The following is a 22,237-nucleotide window of genomic DNA, read 5'->3' on the forward strand; positions in this document are numbered from 1 at the left end:
CCCAGCTATCGCTGGCTACCTTCAAAGGAGGAATGTGGTGACGGGAAAGAGAATTAGTAAATTAGAAAATTTGTAGGAGAAGTTTAATGGGAGTGTGGCGGTGGAAAAGCGATTGAAAGATAGTTTTTTGACCTGTCGGACTTATGAGAGGAGTGGGACGAGAGCGATGACTTTATTAATGTATATAAGAGGTATTGTTTACCAATAAGACCGTTTATGAAAAAATATGTAATAGCGTGGGGGTTCTTCCTCTGCTGTTTTGTGGGCGCTTTCGCCCAAATGATTAGTGTATCGGGTAAAGTAACCGATGTGACAAACCACCCTTTGGAAGGAGCAGCAGTAGTGGTTAAAAATGACAACATACTGCTATCTATGGGAACCCTTACCGATATCAAAGGGGAATTTCGGATTTCTGCAAAAGCAGGAGAAGTGATAAGGATTTCGTACTTAGGTATGAAATCTTGTGAATTTACCGTTTCGGCTGAACAACCTTTCTTAAAAGTGCATTTGGAACCGGAGATTATCACTTTAAGTTCTACCGATGTAGTAGCTACGGGCTACCAAAATCTTCACAAAGAGCAAACTACTTCGGCTTATACCAAAATAAGGACAGACCAGCTCAACCGTCAGCTTAATAGAACCGTACAAGAAGCTATTGAGGGACAAATAGCGGGTGTGCGCTTTACAAAAGACCCTTTTACAGGGAAAGAGGTGCCTATACTGCGCGGGGTAGGTACTTTTTCGGGCAATGTGGGCTATTCGCCTTTGGTGGTGATTGACAACATTCCTACCGATACGCCATTAGAGGATATCAACCCCAAAGATATCGAGTCGGTAACGGTACTGAAAGACGCTGCTGCGACGGCTATCTACGGGGTGCGCGCTGCCAATGGGGTGATTGTGATTGTCACCAAAAAGGGCTTGCAGAATGGTTTGCGTATCAACGTGCATACCGACCTGTTCTATACTTTCAAACCCAATATGAGCCGTATGCGCTACGCTTCGACGTCCGACCTTATCGACCTCGAAACGGCTTTCTACCAAAGCAAATTGGCTGATAGCAATGGTAATGTAGATGACCTTTTTGCTTCCTACGGAGAAATTGGGGGCAGGCAAACAGTGAGGTATTACTCGCCTCTCTTCCAGCTATACCGCGACCAAGCCAAAGGAAAACTCAGCCAGCAAGAGGTGAACAGCACGCTTAACGAGTGGCGCAACCGCGATTACCTTCGCGACTTCAAGCGTTATGTGTGGCAACCTATCATCAGCAAACGCTACAATATAAGCGTAGAAAGTGGTAATAACCGCAGTCAGAATTACGCTTCGTTGCAATATGAAGACACCGATGAGCGTATCGTTACCGAAAAGACCCGCGCTCTCAACCTTTATTTAAAAAACACTTACCAGCTCACACCTTGGCTAAAAAGTACCATAGGGGTGAATGGCAGATATACCGCTGTTGATGCCGTGGCTGAACAAGTGCGGAATTTGTATACCGATTACTTAAAGCAACCGCGTTACACTCGGCTATTGGGTACGAATCCGTATGCGGGTTTTAATTTAGTTGCCCCCATAAACGGACATATTTTAGAACAAATTGCGGGCAACGACGCTTTCCGCCCGTATAGCTTCAATTTATTGGAATCGATAGCACAAGAGCATCAAAAACAGTACAACCTCAGTTTGCGTCCGTTTGCAAATCTGCAAGTATCTATCCTCAAAGGCTTGCAATACCAAAGCTATTTTCAATATGAGTTAAACACTCACAACAGTGAAACTTTCTTTGGCAAAGACACTTATTATATGCGTTTGCGCCACAACCAATTGGTAAAACAAGATGCTACTACTCAAAAATTCTCTTCTGAACTGCCCGAAGGCGGTTATTACGAACAGGAGAAAGGGCAAACACAGCATTATACCTTCCGTCAGCAGTTGGATTTCAATCGCACTTTTGCGGAGGCACACAATGTGACAGCGCTATTGGGCTTCGAGATGCGTCAGCACTACACCCCGCGCAATACTAAGGAAATGCAATATGGTTACGACGAGCAAACGCTCTCCTTCCCTACCCTGAACTGGAAAGACCTCTACAATCCTGGTGTTACTAGCTATCTCTACGGCAGGCAGTCGCTATCGCTGAGCCGTAATCAGCAAAGCGAAACCAAACACCGCTTTATCTCTTTTTATAGCACGTTGGGCTATTCATACCATCAGAAATACAACCTCACAGGGAGTGTGCGCGTAGACCAAGCTGATATGTTTGGGGCAGACCCCAAGTACAAATATCGTCCGCTATGGTCAGTAGGCGGCAGCTGGAATTTGCATCGCGAAGATTTCTTCTATGGTAATGTGGTAAACTTGCTAAAACTGCGCCTTACCTATGGTGTCAGTGGTAATGTAGACCAAACTACTACCCCTTTCTTACGCGGACGTTTGCTTACCGATGTGCGAGGCGCTTACCCTAGCCAACAGTATTTACAGTTCAACGATACCGATTTACCTAACCCTAAATTACGTTGGGAAAAGACTGAAACCACCAATTTAGGTATTGACTTCGGTATGTGGTATTGGCTCTCAGGAAGTATCGACCTTTATCGTCGTTACAGTTCCGACCTGTTGGTACTGACCGAACTCGACCCTACCGTAGGTGCTCAAAGACGACTCATCAATAACGGAGCTTTACTAAACAAAGGAATAGAAGTGAGTTTGAATGCTACGCGTGAGTTAGCCAAAGATTTGCAACTTACTGTAAGAACTACTTTTGCCTACAACAAAAATACCATTGAGAAAGTGAGTAGCAAGCCTACTAATGCCGTAGAATACGCTCGTAACCCCTTGCGTTATTACAAACAAGGAGACGACTTTAACTCGCTTTATGCCTATCGGTACAAGGAAACCACCAATGGCTACCCTATTTATTTAGACGAAAACGGCAACCCTAATACGACTTTCGACGCCAATGGTGTGCCCACTATTAAAGATATTAAAAGCGAAGATGCCCTCGTAAGATTAGGAACGATGAACCCCACCTTTAACGGAGCTCTTAGCTTGCAACTGCGCTATAAGGCTTTTGAGCTCGGTACGATGTTTATATATGCGGGTGGACATAAACTTCGCAAAGACACTTATTCCATCAATCAAGAAAGCGAAACCCATCGCGATATTACCCAACGTTGGACAGCTACGAAACCCACCGATATGCCCCGTATGTCGTTCGACTATCCAGCCACTTTGAGACGCACTGCTAATACGGTGAATACTCTTTGGCAATTCGGCGACAATCACGTGGTAAACGCCGATTATATCAAATGGCGCAATGTGTTATTTTCGTGTTATATTCCTAAAAACATTTGTGAGAAATTGCGCTTACAAGAGGCTAAAATCACCGCTCAGCTCAACAATCTACTCACTTGGTGTGCTGCTGGCGACGATATAGACCCCGAAACCTATCACCTCAACTCTGGAAGTCGCGCTTTGCCCGTAGCAACAGCAGCGTTTTTCGGTATATCATTTAGTTTTTAGCCAGCCGTAGCAGCCGTGGCACGGCAGGCAGACAGTTTTTATACCTTAATAATTTTACAATGAAAAGAATTGCAACCATCATATTCATAGCCCTGTTTCTCAGCGCTTGTGACAAATACACCGACCTTACGCCCAAAGGTGAAAAGATTATCAACACCGCCGAGGAATACTACGATTTGGTAGTACTCCCCACTAAAAACTACCCTCCTTTTAACTTCCGCACTCTGGTAGACGACAATTGGGTAAAGGAAAGTAGTATCATCGGTAAGACACCCGACTTGAACAGCATCAACTTCTATTACGAAGAAAGTGCCCCACGTGCCGATTACATCGAGTCGTCTCCCTTTTATAACAATGTATACAGCTATATAGGTAGGTGGAATATGATTATCACTACCGTTGATAATGCCAAAGGCGATGCCTCACTAAAAGCACGTGCCAAAGCCGAAGCGCGCTTGCTAAGAGCTTTTGATTATTTTATGCTGGTAAACGTTTACGCCAAAGGCTACGACCCTACCACAGCAGCTACCGATGGTGGTGTGTGCCTAATGCGTGAATTCGACTTAGAAGCTCACCCTACAAAAGCTACCGTAAAAGAAGTGTATGACTTTATTCAAGAAGATATTGAGGCGGCATTGCCCCTTTTGCAAGAACACCCTGTGAATGTATATCACCCCTCATTAGCTTTTGGCTATGCCTTGAAAGCCAGAGTGCACCTATTCAGAAGAGAATATCAGCAGGCATTAGTGGCAGCCCAAAAGAGTCTGTCGTACAACAACCAACTGATAGATATGGTGGCTTATGAGGCAAGTCCTACCCCTATCACGGTAGATAAAAACCCCGAAGTGCTCAACTTAGCCTATATGAATGGACATACCGAAATGAACATTTGGTACATCTACCCCGTGAGTCCTGAGTTTTGCAACCTTTTCGATACCGAAAACGATATGCGCTTCAAGCTCTTCTTCAATAAAAACCACCGTTATAACGATAAAGGTTCGGGTACTGCCAACTGGGATATGCCCGCCACTAAGTTCTTCTACCCTACGGTGGGAATGAAAACAGGTGAGATGTACCTTACTTTAGCCGAGTGCAAAGCGCGCTTGGGCAACCTCAGTGGGGCGATGCAAACGCTAAATATCCTCCGTAGCAAACGCATAAAAGGCAGTGGTGTAACCCTCGCTACCCCTGCTACTACTGAGGAGACCGTAAAACTCATCATCGACGAGCGCCGTAGAGAGCTCGCTATGGGCTTTAATCGCTTTTTCGATTTAAAACGATTGAACACCGAGAGTGCTTATGCCAAAACCTTGCAACGCACCTTCCCTCTGGTGAATACCACCGTACCGCAACGCACCTATACCCTGCCTCCCAATTCGCCTATGTACATCGTTCCGTTTCCTAAGGACGTAATGGAGAAGAACCCATCGCTTACACAGAATTATTAATCAAAATAACGACAACTGTCCACCGAAAAGCTCCTTATGCTTGTTGTGGCTATTAGCGATAAGCAAATGGCGAAGTTTGGCGGGTTCCATACTGCCTGCCAACGGCGTAGCCCCGCTACAAGTGATGAAGTATTTTGCTCTGTTTAAGGTTACCCCTATTTGTTTGAGCGAGTAATACGTGAGCTTCTGAAAAGTACGCGCCGCTAGTATCTTCTGTACCGACCGTACTCCCACCCCCGGAACGCGCAAGAGCATTTCACGCGGAGCCGTGTTCACATCTACGGGGAAAAGATGAGGGTGACGCAATGCCCACGCTAATTTAGGGTCTATCTCCAAATCGAGGAACGGTTGCCGAGCATCTAAAATCTCATCAGGAGCAAAGCCGTAGTAACGCATCAGCCAATCGGCTTGGTATAGGCGGTTTTCTCTCACTATGGGCACTTGGCTGTGGATAGACGGTAACCTACTGTCCTGCAATACCGGCACATAACCCGAATAATACACTCGCTTCATTTCAAGCTTGTCATACATATAGCTGGCAACCTTTATAATCTTATGGTCGGTTTCGTCAGTCGCGCCTATAATCATTTGGGTGGTCTGTCCGGCAGGCGCAAACTTAGGCGTATGCTTAAACTTCTTCTTTTCAAGCGAATGCATTGCCAACTCGTTCTTCACCTGTTGCATCGGGGTAAGCATCTGCCGGTGGTCTTTCTCTGGCGCAAGCAGTTTCAACCCCTCTTTGGTAGGTATTTCAAGATTAACGGACAGACGGTCGGCATAAAGCCCTGCTTCGTGAATCAATTCTTCGCTTGCCCCAGGTATTGTTTTCAGGTGAATATAACCATTGAAGCGCTCTTCTGTCCGCAACTTCTTAGCTACACGCACCAATCGTTCCATCGTAGTATTAGGGTCTTTGAACACTCCCGAACTCAAGAAGAGCCCCTCGATGTAATTCCGTCGGTAGAAATTAATAGTAAGGTCTACCACTTCCTGCACACTAAAAGCAGCGCGCTGTATATCGTTACTGCGTCGCGACACACAATAAATACAATCGTAGATACAGTGGTTCGTAAGTAAGATTTTGAGCAAAGAAATACACCTGCCGTCCTCAGTAAACGAGTGGCAGATACCGAAGTTCGCAGCGTTGCCCAATTCACCTTTCACCGCCTTACGAGTGCTCCCACTACTCGAGCAAGATACGTCGTATTTGGCAGCATCGGCAAGGATAGCCAGCTTTTCTTTGATACGTTCAAAATCCATTTAATTTATTTTAGTATAACGAATCACGAGTGCAAATGTACTACTTTCTATTGAAATACTACACAAACAAACTTACTTCAACTCATCACAATAAAAACTAATACGTCCCCCTGTGTCGCCTATTTCAATACTCTCGTCATACCAACTCACTACTTGTAACTTAAAATAGCGCAACCCATCGGCTGTGCGGATGATATAAGTGTGAAACGAGGGGGTATAAGAGGGGGGTGGCCCTGAGAATACCAATGCCTTATTGAGTAACGGATTAGCATTGGTTTTGGTTTGTTGGGGACCTTTATTGGGGTCAAACCAAGGTATCCCCGTGATGTTATGAGCTACGGTATAGCTCACCCATTCACGCTGAGACATCGTGATGGATATATTGTTAGTATCCACTACCCATACTATATCACGAGGCACTTGCGAAACACTCGTCCAGCGGTCATACCCCTGAAAACCCATATCGGCAACACCCCCTCGTCCATTACCACTGGTGCCACTGTTGGTGCGAAGCTTATTGCCACAGAAAGCCAGATCCCAGTCCATCCGTGTCTTTTGCTCTCCCTCTCTGATATCACTGTTTACTTGCTGTGCGTTGAATATCTCCCCCGTCCGCAGGTTGTAATATATCCAGTCATTGGTTACCTCATTGATATACCCCGAACGACGCGGTAGCACCTTCCCCGTAAAGGGGAGCGCCTCATACTTCACACAAGCCATACACAAGAAGGCTATTAATATACTATATATGCACCTTTTCATATTGTTCATTTTTATTTTCAGCTTTACCAAAAGCTTGTAATGTAGAACCTCTGGTAAAGCTGAAAAATGTCTAATATTCTTATTTCTTAACAAAAGTAGCAGCTATCTGCAATCCCGTCTCAGGGTCGAGAAAAGTAAGTATTGCGCTAGGATTTGCTGCATTGATATACATACGCAACACTCCTTTAGTAGAAGTTTTTAACTTCGTTTTTCCATCCGTACTATATATGGTAGAAGTTACCTCTACCGCTTTGAGCTTGCAAGTACTGTGAGTAGCAATATTATCATACTTAGCAAACTCACGCTTGGTGATAATATCGTGAAACCTGCCTACAGCTCTCAGCTCTATTTGCTGTTTGCCTACCTTAGTTTTAGCTAAGGTAACGGTAAGGCGTCCTGCAGGGTCACGTCCTTCTTTTCCATTCCAAGAGAAGCTAAGGGGCAATTGTGCTTTAGTAGCCTTCTTTTCATAGGTTACGGTAGCATCAAAAATCCTTTGGGTACCCAAGCTATCGATGGCATCTTGTGGATTAACTTTAAATACTTGTAGGTTTTGCTTGAGTTTCTCTTCAGCTAAGGCTTCTTCATAAGTAAAGAGTGCTTCCTCAAACTCGGCTTCGGTGCGGTTGCCCACTACTTTTTGGCGGAACACATACCCCGTTACGTTCATTATGTTATAGTTCAAGTTCATCTCTATCTCGTGGGTATCGAGATTGTAATAGGCTTTCACCATACTGTTTCCTCCGCGTACGGGCTTGTCGCCTTTGTAGTTCACCTCATCTTCGTAGGTAGTCGTTACAGCGTTGTCGTCATAGAGTTTCACCCAATTCCCTTTATAGAGGTCTTTGTCCCAAGAGTTGAGTTCCATTACACTAGCACGCATCACTACCGAAATAGGAAAAGGCATATTCCCTGGCTGTGTTTTGGAGATCAGTATCCCCATTTTTTGGGTAGCCTCATCCCATTTGAAGGTGAATTGCGTAGGACAACCTGTTGAAAGGAGTGTTTTGTCTACCCCTGCCATCTTCACGTGTTGCCCCAAGATAGTATACCCCGAAAGGTCTTTCTTGAGCTGGGCTATCTTATCCGACCCTTTATCTATAATTTCGTTTTGTTCTTCTTTTTTGCAAGCCGTCATTAAAGTAAGTACGGCGAGCACACTGGTGTATATAAACTTTTTCATGGATACAAATCTTTAGTTATTATTAGTAGGTTCTTGGAGTACCCCTCTTTTAATTTCTACAAAGTCAAGCGTATTGTCTTCAAAAAGGCTATAAGAGAGAATGCGCTCTACACGCTTGCGGTTGTTCACAAAATCTTTGATGTCGGGATGACGCTTGTAGAAGTCTGGTGTTACCGAAAGAATAAAAGCCCCCGCTGCAGCATCCCATTTATCAGGATCGCCAAAGTAATCTCGCTTCATCTCTTTCCATAGACTATGACCTTCTTTCACCGCTTCTCCCATAATGTCAAAACCGTAAAGTATCTTTTTAGGGAAGATAACTTTTACCCCTGGCACTTTGGCAAAAGCTAAAGCATTTCCTGCTGTCATCTCACTAAGGTCTAAGGTAGCTTTGAGCTTAGGTAAGGACTCTAAATGGAAAGACAAGAAAGTAAGAGGGTTTTTAGACTGAGAAAAGTTAGGTAGTTGCAAGCTCTCTAACTTAGGCAATCCTATAAGCTCCAACTTATCTGCACTCCAGAATGGACTCTGTCTGCTTCTGAGTATCTGGCACATCTGTTTAGAAGCCGAAAGATCAAGATTCTTGATAGTGTTATCGTAGCGAATAGTAATATCCGACAAGATTTGTGCCTCAGAGGAATTGATATATCCTGTATTTACATAGTGTAAAGAAAGCAATTCTGTCTTCTTAGCTATCCTAAAGTAAGGCAAGGTATAACGCTTCTCTTCGCTCATCTCCAAGATTATATTACCAGCAAATTGTGGGTGATTAATGATATACTCTACCCCCTCAATGCTTACTACATCATAACGCTCATCTATCTCTGGCTCCGAAGGATTGCGTGCCTCCTGACTGATAATCACTGCCAAAGAGGCACTCTCCATAGTCATCTGCTTGCTGATATCTATCTTATCCCCTTCAAACACCGTAGGATATTGACGCTTGAGTATCTTTCTAAAGATAGCATCGGGCACGGAGCGCAAGGTAGTATATTTCTCTACCTTCCCTGTGGCGTTCTCTATCTGCACATCAGCATTAGGCAACAACTTCACCAAAGCAGGTATGTTAAGCATATTGTATTTCGCACTTTGAGGAAGAATCAAACGATCCAAAGAGTGGAAAAGCGTTATCTTCTCAGCAGCGTCTTCCTCGTAATTGAACTGTGCCAAGTGCTCAAATTCATAGATAGTGTTCTTGCTGAGATTGACCGAAGTTACCGATTTAGGCAGCTGACCAAAGTCAAATACATTCGCAAACTTGTTATTAGAAAGGTTTACCTCTTTCAAGTTAGGGAACGAAGCAAGTCCCGTAACATCTGTAAGGTTTTTCCCCGATAGATCTAGTGTAGTGGTGTTCTTCACCTTATCATTCACTACCAAACGATTTCCTTCAAATGAAAACCCTTCGGCTTTAAGTGCCGTGAGAAGCGCCTCACTTTGCACCGGTTTTACTTCATCAACAGGAGGCGTATCCTCACTGTCGGACTTGCTACAAGCTCCCAGCGTCAATACCGCCAGAGCGAACAAGCATTTCTTAGTTTGATGGATAATATGAATCATCTTTTATAAAGATTATTTAATTTTCTCATTTTCTAATCTATTCCCTTACCTCTTACCTAAAAAACTATCCCCTAAAATTAAAACACACCCTCCACCTGCACAAACCATCTGCGCCCCGGCGTAGCTGGAATGTTAAACATCGTTACTCCAGAGCCTAAAGTCGAAGGAATATAATTGAAAATATTATTCACCCCAATATTCAACTTGTAATGCTTCAAAAAACGTTGTTGTACATTGAAGTTAAAAAGAGCATAAGCAGGCAATTCACAACGGAAATACGCCTCTTTGCTCACAGGGCGCCGTTGCGTACCACCACCGTATAAAGGTACTTCTTCCTGCACCGTAATGCGATCTTGCACATCAAAGGTTTTCTTGCCCATCATACTCATCGTCAGGTTTGCCGATAGGTCGTAGTTGTCGCGATACCATTTGTATTCAAGCCCTGCGGTAGCGGCGTGAGGCGAGGTAGTGTTGATGCGCAAGCCTTCTGTTTTACTTACATCTACATACGAATAGGAAGCGTTGAGCGTAAGGGCGGGCACTATCTTCCAGCGGGTGAGCAGGTCAAAGCCTAAGAGCCGTTGCTGGCTGAGGTTCATATACTCGAAGTTATACTGAAACTCGTAGATTTTCCACACCCCCTCTATCTTATCCTGAAACTGATTGATAAAGGCATTCCCCGAAATAAAGAATTTAGGTACCGCATATTCAGCTCCTACCGAAAAGTAATGGTTTTTCTCGGGTTGTAACATCTCATTGCCTACAATTTGAAACATTCCTAAGTGATCCCAATTAAAAAACAACTCTTTAATAGAAGGCGAACGATAACCTTTGGCGTAATTCAATCGGTACGAAAGGGCTTCGGTAGGCGAGAATTTTATGGCTACTTTCGGCAGTGCCATCGTACCAAATTGCAGACTGTAATTAGTGCGCAATCCGGCTTCCACTTGCCACTTAGGGCTTATCGTATAGGTGTCCTGAAAGAAGAACTCCCATTCCTTCAACCCTCGTGTGAGCATACGATTGGCTGCAAAGCGGTCGCTGGTGAGGTCGTCTTGAAAATAGTCAATCCCCAAAATGAGGTCGTGCTTTTTGAAGTATTGCGAGGTGAGCGTGAGACGCGGTTGCATAATCTTAGAGTCATACACCTTTTTATCTACATCACGGCGTTCGTGACGTTTGTAGCGCTCGTAAAAGTCGGTATGGAAAGTGCCGTGTAGTGCGAAATAGTTTTTAAGACGGTAGGAGAGTTTTAGCCCTCCGGTGAAGTCTTTGGTTTGCGAGAAATAGAGGTCTTGCACCATATCATACGAGTTCATCAAAAAGCCCGTGCCATATAGCTGTACGCTTAAGTTTTTGCTGTCGTAATACAGTTTTTGTGAAGCCGAGAGATGCTCAACCCCCTCAATACCCATTGGCGGACGCAAAAAGGTGGCTTGCACTACAGTATCTTTACTGAGAAACGGATTGGCTTCTTTGGTATACACCTTGCGATCGGGTTCTTTTTGGTAAAGGTAATATGCATCCTGACTGCTGAACCACACATCCGTTTGAGTAGTGAACTTCCCTATCTTAGCCCCTGCCGACACCCACGATTGCAGGTTGGGCTTATCGGCATTCTTTTCAAACATATAGAGAAAATCACGCCGCTCAGGGTTGTGGTAATTGCGTTCATTCATCTCGGCGTGTCGCGAACCTATCGTAATAGCAAAAGGCTTATCTGTTTTCTTGGTGATAATGTTGATGACTGCTCCTGCTGCCCTCGAACCGTAGAGGGTAGACGACGCCCCTTTCATCACCTCAATGCGCTCTACAGCGTGCAGGTTGAAGCGCTCGTAATCGAGGTTGCCCGCCATTTCACCCGTCATACGCTCGCCGTCCATCAAGAAGAGGATATGGCGTGCATCCAAGCCTTGCATACTTATCTCGTTGCCGAAACCCACCTTCTGGATATTCATCCCAGGGGTTTCCTGCATCAGCGCCTGCTGGATATTGCTATAACCCGCTTTCACTAACTCCTGTCCCGTGATGACCTGCACCACCGTAGGTGTTTCTTTGGTGGGGCGCACGGTAGCACCCATCGTTCTACCTGTGAGCGTAGTGCCCGCCAATTGGGTAGTTTCCTCGCTGAGATATACTGTGAGCTCGTTTTCTGCGTTTAGCGTACCTTTTAGCAGTGTGTAGCCCAGCGACTGTACCGTGTAGTATAGCACACTCCCCTTACGCCTTTTCAGGAGGGCAATGCCATTGTCATCGGCAATGCTGTGTTGTAGTTTGTCACTATAAGCAGGCTCAGTATAACTCACCACAGCAGCAACTATAGGCAAGCGGGTACTCTTGTCGAGCACCCGCATACGCACCTGTTGGGCTGAGAGGATTCCTCCTAATAGAAATAGTAAAATGGATATGGTGATTCTCATTAAATTAAGGTCTTATAGCTACTTCTTTGGCATAAATGGTAAGCCCCAATTCTTTGTTAAGGTAAGAGAAGGAGGTTATTTTTTTCTCTACATTCACAATCATTCGCACTTCGCCTTTAGCAGAAGTTTTAAGCGTTTGTGTACCCGTAGCATCCCAAAGGGTAGTGGTTACGTCCGCTGCTTTGAGTTTGGTTTTATCGGTATTGCCTTGCCCGTAAATAGCTTCTTCACTTTTGGTAAGCACATCTATAAAACGCGCTTTGCCACTGAATGCCAATTGCAAGTTCCCCCCACTCACTTCCGTTTTGGCAAGCGATAGTTGCATACGCCCTGTTACATTGTTAGGCTCTTTACCGTCCCACACAAAGGTGATAGGCAAGGCTACCTCTGTAGTTTTACCCTCGTAGGTGAGCTTAGCCGTAATAGTTTGAGTAGCACCCAAAAGCGTAATAGCTTGCTGGTTGTTATCACCGCGAAATCTTTCACCCCTTGTGTCTAATTTTTTTTCTGCCAACGCCTCTTCGTAGGCATCGAGTTCTTCCTGAAAGTGAGCTAAGCGAGAGCGGTCAATTTTTTGTTTAAACACCGTGCCCACTACGTTCACCATATTGTATTGGATTAAGAAATACACCTCGTGTGTATCTACGTTGAAGAAGCCCGTAACAATGGTACTCCCTTCTTTAGTGATAGTGGGACCTTGGTAATTGTCAGGTATATAAGGGGTAGTTACGGCAGCTTTGTCGTAGAATTTTATCCAATTGCCTACGTATTCCTGTTTGTCCCAATAGCTGAGTTCCATTGCCTCCAAGGAGGCGTGCATTGTTACGGCAAAAGGCATAGTGCCCGGTTGTATTTTCTCAAGATGCATTTTGAGGCGTTTGCTGGGCTCGTCCCAAGTAAAAGTAAATTTGGTAGGTACGCCCGAAGGTAATAATGATCTGTCCGTACCCGCCATTTTTACGTGTTGCCCTAATACCATATCGCCTTTTAGTACGCTGATAGCTGTTTGCAGTTTAGGGTCGGTATTTTCAATAGGCTTGTTTTGTTCTTCTTTTTTGCAAGCCAAAATAGCAAGCCCTATAAATAATAAAAGTATTTTTTTCATAGTAAGGTTATTTTTTCTGATCAATCCGATTTGTCTGACTTATCAGATTAATCCGATAATTTATGATTTAACTTCCCGCTCTATAGCTTAGCCTTGCATTCCTCATTTGCTCCCTAATGCCTCCTTTTTTCAAGAATATTTCTTGTTGTTTTTCGAGCAATCGGCGGAGCATATAAGTAGCCTGATGAATAAGAGTAATACACAAGTTTGCTATTTCTTCATCACTACACTTATCAAGTAGTGAACGGTATTGCGAGAATATTTGTTCACTACGAGCAAAAGCTCGCATCTTGTTAAAGCGAGGGTGTCCTGCATTCCACTGTGGAATATTGCGCACGCGCAAGTAATCTTCATAGTCTATTAGGAGCTCCTCCAAACTGGCTTTTGCAACATTCGTGAGTTTAATTTGTGTTTCATAAGAAGTACTTGCTGCTTCACTCCCTTCGGCAATATTTTGTTTTCCAGAGCGTGCAGCTTGCACCATTTGGTCAATAGTACGGTCTCCTTTTTCTAGAAAATGCTTGGTAAAGAAGAAAGTAATATCGTAAATAACTTCCGTTACTTGGTAGCAACGCAAGTGCCTATATCCTCCTTTGGTTTTTAGAAAGGAAGTTTCCATAACGTTATTAATAATTATTTAGCTCCTGCAAAGGTAAGATTTTTTTTGATTTACCCCCCAATCCTATCAATCTAACTTATCTTATCAATCTGATTTATGATTTATCCTATCAATTCGATAATAAATGCCTAAGAAGAAAGTTAGCGCTTCTTCTTAGGCTTAAAGTTACTACTTTTTAGTAAGTGTCAAAGTGTACAGAAGCATCAAAATTTACAAATAAAAGATAGGTTCCGCTACTTTCCAAAGTAAATTCTACTTTTGTTGCATTATCTTTCTTAAAAAACTTACCTCTAATATTGGCAGGGTAATCAGTGAACAGTAAGTTTACTCCATTAGAAAAACTTCCTGAAAAAGTACCGTCACTATTTAAAGTGATACCCCTAACATTGATAGTTAGTTTAGCAGGCATTCTTCCTACTTTAAAACCATCAACTCTTAGGTTAAACTTATTATTACTGTTTTTGGTGATTTTTACCGTTCTATCAGAAACAGAGGCTTTGTTTTCTCCGTTCATTTTTACTTGGTTAATTTCACCTTTGTAATTTCCCACTACACCATCTACAGTAAAGTTAGATGTAACAGAGGCACGTTCGCTAACCACTGCCACTGTATTAGCTTTTTGTGAGTTCCCTCCATCGGCTGAATTATCAGCAATGTTCAACTCTTCTTTTTGGCATCCTACTAATGCCATTCCTATGATAACTACAAAAGCTATCGATTTAAATAAATTTGACATAGTTATTAAATTTAGATAATTACTTTTTATGTTTAGAGTTTCCGAATCTAAGTTTTACGATTTCGTTAAGAGTAAGTTCTTTATTGTTGGCTCTATTTAAAGAGCTTCTGCTGTGGATGGAAGGTCGGCCACTTTCATTATTGGTGTCAGTATAGTCATAAATTTCTGAATCCTCTAATAAATTATCTACAAAATTGTATGAAGTTGTAATTCTATTATTAGGAAGATATTTTTGGATAAAAGCTTTTGTTTCCTCTTTGTCGTATATATCTTTTGTAATAGTTAAATTTAATTTTCCAAACTGACCTTCTTTTTCTTTATTTCCTCCTATTGTAAAATATTTTATTTCAGTAGGGTATATAATTTTAGTAGTTGCTGGTATTTTAGCTAATTGAAGAGAAGAAAAAACTTGTATTTTACTTAAATCAATAGTAGAAGTAAGCTTAGGTAATTCTAAAAGAGAGATTGCAAATATTGAAATAGGAGAAACGGTACTTTTAGAAACATCAGGCAAGGTAAAAGTTTTTAAATTAGGGCAATCTGCGATTATAATAAAATCACCTACAAAACCCAAATGACTTGTTTCTCCTCGTTGCATAATTTTTTTAGAGGCTGATAAATTGACATTAGTAATACCTTTATTATGAACAGCCCAAAAAGCAAAAAGATCTTCTGCTCTGGTTAAGTTTAGGTTAGGTGTACTAACCCCATAGAGGACAACACTTCCTGTTTTGGGTGATATCTTTAAATTATCCACTACAAAATTTTCATCAGGTAAGGTTCGTATTTCTACATCTCCGCGAAATAAAGGATTATTTGTAATAAAAATAATGCCTTCTAAGTTTTTAAGATTAGCAAATTCAGGCTCATTATAACCTTCTTCACCTTTTAATATTTTTACAGCATTGGCTCTTTCATCTACTTTTATAATCTTGCTAATATCAATCTTATCACCACTAAACACACTTGCAAAATTAGCTTTCAAATATTGCAACAACACAGGGTCAGGCACCTCGCGCAAGGTAGTATATTTCTCAGCTGTACCCTGTTCGTTGAGCATCTGTACATCACTCTTAGAAGCAAGTTTTACGTAGGCAGGCAATACGTCCATATTGTATTTAGCGGTTGCAGGCAATACCAGCTTATCAAAACTGCGAATCAGCTTATAAGGCTCTTGGGCATTGTCGCTATAATCGGTAGTGGCGAGATTCTTAAAGTCGTACAGCTCATTACCACTGAGGTTTACGCTCTTTACCGTAGCAGGCAATGTGCCAAAATCAAACGTTTGTGCAAACTTGTTGTTGCTGAGGTTTACCTCACTAAGTACTGGGAACGCCTCCAAGCCTTTTACATCGGTAAGCTGTTTGCCACTGAGGTTGAGTGAAGTAGTGGTGCGCACCTTGTCGTTTACCACAAGAGTATTGCCTTCAAAAGTAAAGCCTTGTTCTTTTAAGGCAGTTACCAAAGCAGCGTTTTCAATAGTTATTTTGCCATTTTCTGGTTTTGGAGGTTCTGGGCTATCACTTTTCTTGCAAGCACTGCCCAAAGCGATGAGCGTTATAGCTATCATCACTTTTACTGAATGTTGGATATAATTTTTCATACGATAAAATGTAATAAATGTGTTTGTTAAAACGAATTGATTTAAAATTTTGGGGACAAAGATACAAATATTATTTAGAATAATAATAAAGAAGTGGTAAAAGATTTATCATTCTTTTATTGACATCCGATAAAGTATAGCATTCGCATATCACAATCTTCGCTATCTTGCTCTTTTCTTTTACCTCACCATCATTCATTATTTCTTTATACAACTTCTACCTGCCTATTCACTCCGCTCGTTCTCATTCGCTAATTCTCATATTTGCTAATTCACTAATTATCCCTATCTTTGCCAAAAATTCTTAGTTTTCTGCTTAAAATGAAGATTGCTATTTACATACGTCAGTACTCCGAGGAAAACGAAGCCATTCTCAATGAGCTTTTTACCCTTCTATTGCCCTCCGATAAGGTGTTTATAGAACGTGAAATCCTCAGCGACCTCAACGATCGCTCCGAGCAATTCCTCAAAGCAAAATCTTTTGCTTCCTTCGAAGACCTCAACTCCTCTTACGATGTAATGCTCACTATTGGTGGCGACGGCACATTGCTCAAAGGGGTTACTTATGTACGAAACCTGCAAATACCCATTCTCGGTATCAATGCAGGACGCTTGGGCTTCTTGGCAAATGCACATAAAGACGACCTGAAAAACGTACTAACACAACTCCGCGAACGAAATTACAAAGTAGTAGAACGCTCCGTTATCGAAGCCGTTTACGCCGATACAGGCGAACCCGTAGCCCCTGTGAACTTCGCTCTGAACGAAATAACCTTTACTCGTAAGGATACCGCCTCTATGATTACTATCGATACTGAACTCAACGGCGATTTCCTCTCCTCCTATTGGGCTGACGGGCTCATCATCTCCACCCCCACAGGCTCCACAGGCTACTCTCTTAGCTGTGGCGGACCTGTAATACTCCCTACCGCCAAAAACTTTGTGATTACCCCCATCGCCCCTCACAACCTCAACGCACGCCCGCTGGTAATCCCCGAAGATACCGAAGTAAAACTCACTGTATCAGGCAGAGAAAAGAAGTTTTTAATGTCGCTCGACTCACATATCAAGCCCATTGCTAACAAACACTCTATTATAGTCCGTAAAGCTCCCTTTGTCGTGAAAATGATACGCCTCGACGGAGACAGCTTTATAAACACCCTGCGCTATAAACTACTCTGGGGTGAAGACCGACGTAACAAGTAACTAAAAAAATGAAAGGATATATTTTCGACTTAGATGGTGTGCTCGTCGACACCGCAAAATACCACTATATCGCGTGGAAAACCATCGCCAAAGAATTCAATTTTGAGCTCACTCCTCAGCATAACGAACAGCTGAAAGGCATCGGGCGCGAAGTCTCCTTGCACCAAATCCTTCAATGGGCAGGCAAAACACTCTCCGAAACCGACTTTACCGATACCGCCTTGCGCAAAAACAAATTGTACTTAGAGCAAATCAGTAGTATCGATAGCTCCGAGTTACTCCCTGGTGTGTTAAACTTCTTACAGCTCCTCAAAGCCCATCACAAAAAGATAGCCTTGGGCTCCGCAAGTCGTAATGCGCGTTTAGTGTTGGAGCGCACCGGCATTCTCCCCCTATTCGATGCTATTGTCGATGGCACAATGGTAAGCAAAGCCAAACCCAACCCCGAAGTATTCCTCAAAGCCGCCGAAGGTTTAGGGCTTCTCCCTGCTGATTGTTGCGTATTCGAAGACGCTCCCGCAGGCATACAAGCCGCCAAGAGTGCCGGAATGAAAGTAATAGGAGTCGGCAATCCCAAAGTTCTTAAAGCCGCCGACACCGTGATTCCCAACTTTTTAAATATGAAGATATAAGCACCCAACATAGCTAATAGTTGGAGAAGCCTCTCAGAGTCTCTCCAACTAATTTCCTAATTTTCTAATCCTCTTTTTCCACCACACTCCCTCTTTTCTGTCATACTCCCCCTATTGCCTATGGCCTAAGGCCTATTGCCTATTCCTCTTTCTTTCGCCTCGAAACCCCGTTTTTACCATTTTTAGCCTTGTTGTATTACACTATTAATCAATTATTTATATACCCTTTCTATACCAATCGTCCAAGATTCGTATAAGCTTCCTATAAGCTCTCTATAAGCTACCCCCACCCTCCTTACACCCTTTTTTCATCAAAAGACTTCCTAGTCTTCTTATGAAAATCTTCGTTTCCTTCCGAATGCTCCTAACCAGTCCAATTTGTCCGACAAGTCAGACCTGTCAAAAAACCATTTTTATCACTACCCTTTTGCTAATTCCCTCATTTCCAAATTCTCTAATTTTCCTCGCCCGTGCGGCTCGCACCTTTGGCAAAGTTGAATAAACTGGCAATACCTCCGCTGGTTTACAAGGCGCAGCCTTGATTTTGTTTAAAATTTGTTTAATTTCTGAGGCACAGCCTCATTCCTCTAACTCAACCTCACACCCCATTTACCAATTCTCTCATTTCCTCATTCTCTCATTTCCTCATTCTCTCATTTCCTCATTTCCTAATTTTTACCGCTCTTTTGGCATTTTTGGTATTATCAGTATTATTCCCTATCTTTGCACCATAAATAAACAAACTAATGGAAAACAACAGACAAAAGAAAATAGCAGGCATTATTCAAGAAGAATTAGCCAAAGTGTTGCAGCAATCCATACGCGATGCAGGGCAACAAAACCTACTCATCTCGGTAACCAAAGTAAATGTAACCGTCGATTTATCAGTAGCCAAGGTGTACCTCAGTGTTTTCCCAGAAGCAAAGGCAGCTGAGGTGCTCAAAGGCGTAACCTCCAATGCGCCCCTCATCAAGCACGAACTGTCGCAAATCACCAAACACCAATTCCGTCGTATGCCCGAGTTGTATTTTTATATCGACGATTCTTTGCAATACATCGAGGGTATTGAGCAATCCCTCAAAGAGGAAGAAAACCCCATCGAAAACCGAGACTTGCTCTACAAAAGAAAAATGACGTAAAAATAAAAGTTTGCTAATTTAACCTGCAAAAAATGGAAAACCAAAAAGGAGAAATCTTATTCTATCAGCGAGAAGATGGGTCAGCCCAAATAGATGTAAGACTTGAAGAGGATACCGTATGGCTTACACAAGCACAATTAGTTATACTATATCAATCCAGCAAAGCTAATGTAAGTGAACACATTAAGCATATTTTTGAAGAAGGAGAACTCATCGAAAATTCAGTTGTTCGGAATTTCCGAACAACTGCTCCTGATGGGAAAAACTACATTACAAAACACTATAATCTTGATATGATTATCTCTGTTGGCTATCGGATAAAAAGTAATATTGCTACTCGCTTTCGCCAATGGGCAACACAACGACTGAAAGAATACATCATAAAAGGTTTTACGATGGACGATGAGCGCCTCAAAGGCAATGGAGGAGGTGATTATTGGAAAGAACTACTCAATAGAATTCGCGATATTCGTTCAAGTGAAAAAGCTTTATACCGCCAAGTGTTAGATTTGTATGCTACCAGTAAAGATTACGACCCTAAAAGTGAAACAACCCTCACTTTTTTCAAAGTAGTACAAAACAAACTGCATTACGCCAGTAGCCTGCAAACTTCGGCTGAACTCATTTATAACAGAGCTGATAGTACCAAAGATTTTATGGGACTCACTACTTTTAAAGGAGCATTACCTACTTTGAACGAAGCTAAAATCGCTAAAAACTATCTCACTGAAGAAGAATTATTTCGCCTAAACCGTCTTGTTTCAGCTTTTTTTGATTTGGCTGAACTTAAAGCACAAACACAAAGCCCTATGTATATGCAAGATTGGGTAGATGAATTAGATAAATTTTCAGCCAATTATGGCAAAGGCGTATTAAAAGGAGCGGGATCTATTAGTCACGACGAAGCCGAGAAAAAAGCAACACGAGAATACCGCACTTATGAAGCCAGAACCCTTTCACCTATTGAAGAATCATACTTAGAGAGTTTAAAAGTATTAGAAAAGAACACCGCTAAATTATTAAAGAAATAAAATGCTTTTAAAACAATTATTACAAGAGAAAGAAACAAAGCTAAAGGGCGGTATTTATCACCGCACTCAAATAGATTTTTGCTATAATTCCAATCATATAGAAGGTAGCCAGCTCACACACGAGCAAACGCGCTATATTTTCGAAACCAATACCATTGGCATTACCCAGCAAGCAGTAAAAATTGATGATATTCTCGAAGCTATTAATCATTTTAAGGCTTTTGATGCAATGTTAGAATGCGCTACTGAACCTCTTACCCAAGAGATGATTAAAACCTTTCACGGCATTCTCAAAGCAGATACTTCCGATAGCAATAAAGATTGGTTTACCATAGGCGACTATAAGAAACTACCTAACGAAGTAGGAGGCAATGCCACCTCTCTGCCTGAAAATGTAGAACAGGAAATGACCGCTTTGTTAGTCGATTACCACCAAAAACAAACCAAAACCTTTCGTGATTTGGTCGATTTTCATTGGCGTTTTGAAACCATTCACCCCTTTCAAGACGGCAACGGACGCATAGGGCGTTTGTTGCTCTTTAAAGAATGTTTAGCTAACAACATAGTGCCTTTTATCATTACCGAACAACTCCGTTGGTTCTACTATCGCGGGCTACAAAATTGGCAACAAACAGAAGGCTTTTTGCTCGATACTTGCTTAACAGCACAAGATGAGTACAAGGCAGTAATGGCCTATTTTAGAATTTGCTAATTTCCAAATTTTGCCTTTTTGCTAATTACTCCATACCTTTGCACTTTTCATTAACCACTAACCATTAATCACTAATCATTAACAATGACTTCAATTTTCTACATAGCAAGGCGTTATATGTTCGCCAAAAGTTCGCAGAACGTTATCAACATCATCAATAGGGTTACGGCTTTTGTGGTGGTGTTGGGTGGTGCTGCCCTCTTTATTGTGCTCGCCGGCTTCGCAGGTCTCAAAAACTTTACGCTTTCCTTCTCCTCTACTTTCGACCCCGACCTAAAAGTGTTTCCTAAAACAGGCAAATACCTATCACTCACCAATCAAGATACGCTCAAATTAAGCCAACTCTCATCGGTAGCACACTTTACCAAAGTGTTAGAAGAACAGGTGTTTCTCACTCACAACCAAAAAAACCACATCGCCTATATCAAGGGAGTAGATGCTGAGTACCCCAAAGTAAACGATGTCGATAGTATCCTCGTGCTGGGCAATTGGGAGCTCTCACCTCCCAGTGTGATAGTGGGTGCTACTATTTTCAATAATCTCGGTTTAAATCTCCTCGATGGTTCTTCCCCTCTACAAATAGTAGTTCCCAAGGCAGGCAAAGGCAGTATCCTAAACGACCCTATGCCCTACCGTCAAGCCTTTTCAGTAGTACAAGGCATCTACCAACTCACGGAAGAATTAGATAAGAAATACGTATTTTCATCATTAGACGAAGCCCAATTCTTATTGGGGCTAAGTAAGGGGCAGGTCTCAGCGATAGAAGTGAAATTAGCCCCAAATGCTGATGAAAAGCAAGTCGCCGAACAGCTCTTACACCTCTTTCAAGAGCCCGTAGTAGTGAAGAACCGCGCACAGCTAAACGATGCGCTTTACCGTATGCTCAATACCGAAAATATAGCGGTGTATCTGATTTTCATCTTGGTGCTCATCATTGCGCTTTTCAACCTCGTAGGTGCTATCATTATGATGATACTCGACAAGAAAGACGACCTGCAAACGCTCTATGCGCTCGGTATGAACGAAAAACAAATGCGACAGATATTCTTTTGGCAAGGCACTATGGCATCGGTAATCGGCGCTCTGATAGGTATTGCCTTAGGCGTTGCGGTAGTCCTCTTACAACAGCATTTCGAGTTTGTAATGATAAGCCCTACCTTAGCCTACCCTGTTGCTATTACTCCTTTAAATTTACTCATTGTATTGGCTACCATTGTAGTTTTGGGCGTTTTAGCCTCATTAGTAGCTTCCTCAAGAGTACGAGTAAAATAAAAGGAAACAGGAGACCTTCTTTTTTTG

The 22,237-nt window shown here is 42.4% G+C and carries 17 protein-coding genes; 8 read left to right on the forward strand and 9 right to left on the reverse strand.

What is annotated here, in order from left to right; all coding sequences use genetic code 11:
* Positions 1-216: 216 nt before the first annotated feature.
* Positions 217-3,522 carry a SusC/RagA family TonB-linked outer membrane protein gene (locus HMPREF1321_RS08450; RefSeq protein WP_009422219.1) on the forward strand — a complete coding sequence of 1,102 codons (3,306 nt, stop codon included), beginning with the start codon at positions 217-219 and terminating at the stop codon, positions 3,520-3,522.
* A gap of 59 nt (positions 3,523-3,581) precedes the next feature.
* The gene (locus HMPREF1321_RS08455) at positions 3,582-4,970 is read left to right on the forward strand and encodes a RagB/SusD family nutrient uptake outer membrane protein (RefSeq protein WP_009422235.1); all 1,389 of its coding nucleotides are present in this window, start codon (positions 3,582-3,584) and stop codon (positions 4,968-4,970) included.
* Here HMPREF1321_RS08455 and HMPREF1321_RS08460 read toward each other — a convergent pair whose 3' ends face one another.
* The 9 genes from HMPREF1321_RS08460 to HMPREF1321_RS08500 form a co-directional block, all read right to left on the reverse strand.
* Entirely contained in the window at positions 4,971-6,230 is a 1,260-nt protein-coding gene (locus HMPREF1321_RS08460) for a putative DNA modification/repair radical SAM protein (protein ID WP_009422244.1), read from the reverse strand.
* A 72-nt stretch (positions 6,231-6,302) separates the two neighbouring features.
* Positions 6,303-6,992, reverse strand: a complete 690-nt coding sequence (locus HMPREF1321_RS08465; RefSeq protein WP_034575951.1) for an HmuY family protein — start codon at positions 6,990-6,992, stop codon at positions 6,303-6,305.
* A 79-nt stretch (positions 6,993-7,071) separates the two neighbouring features.
* Positions 7,072-8,175: a DUF4903 family protein gene (locus HMPREF1321_RS08470; RefSeq protein ID WP_009422234.1), complete on the reverse strand. Its 1,104-nt coding sequence runs from the start codon at positions 8,173-8,175 to the stop codon at positions 7,072-7,074.
* 12 nt (positions 8,176-8,187) lie between these two features.
* Complete coding sequence (locus HMPREF1321_RS08475) at positions 8,188-9,735, reverse strand: leucine-rich repeat domain-containing protein (RefSeq protein ID WP_050977213.1); 1,548 nt, start codon at positions 9,733-9,735, stop codon at positions 8,188-8,190.
* A 77-nt stretch (positions 9,736-9,812) separates the two neighbouring features.
* On the reverse strand, positions 9,813-12,155 hold the full coding sequence (locus HMPREF1321_RS08480) for a TonB-dependent receptor plug domain-containing protein (protein WP_009422226.1): 2,343 nt from the start codon (positions 12,153-12,155) through the stop codon (positions 9,813-9,815).
* A 4-nt stretch (positions 12,156-12,159) separates the two neighbouring features.
* The gene (locus HMPREF1321_RS08485; protein WP_009422230.1) at positions 12,160-13,260 is read right to left on the reverse strand and encodes a DUF4903 family protein; all 1,101 of its coding nucleotides are present in this window, start codon (positions 13,258-13,260) and stop codon (positions 12,160-12,162) included.
* 67 nt (positions 13,261-13,327) lie between these two features.
* Entirely contained in the window at positions 13,328-13,879 is a 552-nt protein-coding gene (locus tag HMPREF1321_RS08490) for a four helix bundle suffix domain-containing protein (protein ID WP_009413984.1), read from the reverse strand.
* A 175-nt stretch (positions 13,880-14,054) separates the two neighbouring features.
* Positions 14,055-14,615 (reverse strand): calycin-like domain-containing protein, encoded by a 561-nt coding sequence (locus HMPREF1321_RS08495; protein WP_009422229.1) that lies wholly within the window; start codon positions 14,613-14,615, stop codon positions 14,055-14,057.
* 19 nt (positions 14,616-14,634) lie between these two features.
* A complete protein-coding gene (locus HMPREF1321_RS08500) occupies positions 14,635-16,218 on the reverse strand; it encodes a hypothetical protein (protein ID WP_009422232.1) in 1,584 nt (527 codons plus the stop codon).
* 321 nt (positions 16,219-16,539) lie between these two features.
* Between HMPREF1321_RS08500 and HMPREF1321_RS08505 the strand changes: the two genes are divergently transcribed.
* The 6 genes from HMPREF1321_RS08505 to HMPREF1321_RS08530 all read left to right on the forward strand — a co-directional run bounded on the left by HMPREF1321_RS08505 (position 16,540) and on the right by HMPREF1321_RS08530 (position 22,210).
* Positions 16,540-17,424 (forward strand): NAD kinase, encoded by an 885-nt coding sequence (locus HMPREF1321_RS08505; RefSeq protein ID WP_002674060.1) that lies wholly within the window; start codon positions 16,540-16,542, stop codon positions 17,422-17,424.
* An 8-nt stretch (positions 17,425-17,432) separates the two neighbouring features.
* A complete protein-coding gene (gene pgmB / locus HMPREF1321_RS08510) occupies positions 17,433-18,056 on the forward strand; it encodes a beta-phosphoglucomutase (protein ID WP_009422222.1) in 624 nt (207 codons plus the stop codon).
* Positions 18,057-18,802: 746 nt separating this feature from the next.
* Positions 18,803-19,195 (forward strand): 30S ribosome-binding factor RbfA, encoded by a 393-nt coding sequence (gene rbfA, locus HMPREF1321_RS08515; protein ID WP_002674172.1) that lies wholly within the window; start codon positions 18,803-18,805, stop codon positions 19,193-19,195.
* Positions 19,196-19,227: 32 nt separating this feature from the next.
* Positions 19,228-20,226 (forward strand): virulence RhuM family protein, encoded by a 999-nt coding sequence (locus HMPREF1321_RS08520; RefSeq protein ID WP_009422242.1) that lies wholly within the window; start codon positions 19,228-19,230, stop codon positions 20,224-20,226.
* 1 nt (position 20,227) lies between these two features.
* The gene (locus HMPREF1321_RS08525) at positions 20,228-20,938 is read left to right on the forward strand and encodes a Fic family protein (RefSeq protein ID WP_009422216.1); all 711 of its coding nucleotides are present in this window, start codon (positions 20,228-20,230) and stop codon (positions 20,936-20,938) included.
* Positions 20,939-21,055: 117 nt separating this feature from the next.
* A complete protein-coding gene (locus HMPREF1321_RS08530; protein ID WP_009422239.1) occupies positions 21,056-22,210 on the forward strand; it encodes an ABC transporter permease in 1,155 nt (384 codons plus the stop codon).
* Positions 22,211-22,237: the final 27 nt, after the last annotated feature.

It is taken from the genome of Capnocytophaga sp. oral taxon 412 str. F0487 (assembly GCF_000271925.1).
GTDB classification, from domain to species: Bacteria; Bacteroidota; Bacteroidia; order Flavobacteriales; family Flavobacteriaceae; genus Capnocytophaga; species Capnocytophaga ochracea.